The organism is Sandarakinorhabdus oryzae, assembly GCF_009733735.1.
GTDB classification, from domain to species: domain Bacteria; phylum Pseudomonadota; class Alphaproteobacteria; order Sphingomonadales; family Sphingomonadaceae; genus Sandarakinorhabdus; species Sandarakinorhabdus oryzae.
Map to the genome: position 1 here is coordinate 1 of NZ_WNJP01000379.1, position 758 is coordinate 758.

At 61.1% G+C, this 758-nt stretch carries 1 protein-coding gene and 1 pseudogene; one reads left to right on the top strand and one right to left on the bottom strand.

All coding sequences use genetic code 11. The features are described 5' to 3' along the window. Positions 1–190: iron-containing alcohol dehydrogenase (locus tag GJ693_RS16410; protein WP_197042319.1), on the bottom strand; the 190-nt coding region annotated here is incomplete at its 3' end. 20 nt (positions 191–210) lie between these two features. Between GJ693_RS16410 and GJ693_RS16415 the strand changes: the two are divergent. Continuing rightward, positions 211–758: pseudogene (locus tag GJ693_RS16415) on the top strand (helix-turn-helix domain-containing protein); the annotation flags it as partial.

Sequence of the window (758 nt, forward strand, 5' to 3'; positions counted from 1 at the left end):
CCACCGCGAGCAGCGCGACCAACTTGGCGACATCCATCGAACTTCCGCCGCCGACTGAGACCACGCCGTCGACTTTTGCGTCCGTCGCCAACTTGACCGCGGCATCAATCACGTGAACCGGAGGATTGTTCCCCGTCAGCACCCCTGAGACAAACTGAGGGTCTTCCCGAAGGGAGGATTTCTGGTTCATCGTAGCCGCAAGGAGCGAAGATGAAACAGAAATCCGGGCCGGATAAAGCGCCGGCAGAACAAGTTCTCAAGAACATTCGGCGTCAGACACGCCGGCAGTACTCGGCGGAAGAGAAGATCCGCATCGTGCTGGAGGGGCTGCGCGGCGAGGAGAACATCTCGGAGCTTTGCCGCCGTGAAGGCATCGCCGCCTCGATGTATTACGGCTGGTCGAAGGAGTTCCTCGAGGCCGGCAAGCGCCGGCTGGCGGGCGACACGGCCCGCGCCGCAACGTCCGGAGAGGTGAAGGACCTTCGTCGTGAGGCCACCGCCTTGAAGGAGGTCGTGGCCGATCTCACCCTGGAGAATCGCCTGCTTAAAAAAAGCATGAGCGGGGATGGGGAGGACGACGCATGAGGTATTCTGCATCCGAGAAGGCCGAGATCATCCAGCTGGTCGAGCAATCACATCTGCCGGCCAAGCGCACACTGGACAAACTCGGCATCCCGCGCGCCACTTTTTATCGTTGGTATGACCGATACCGTGAGGGTGGGCCTGAGGCGCTGGATGACCGCCGTTCACGACCAGAT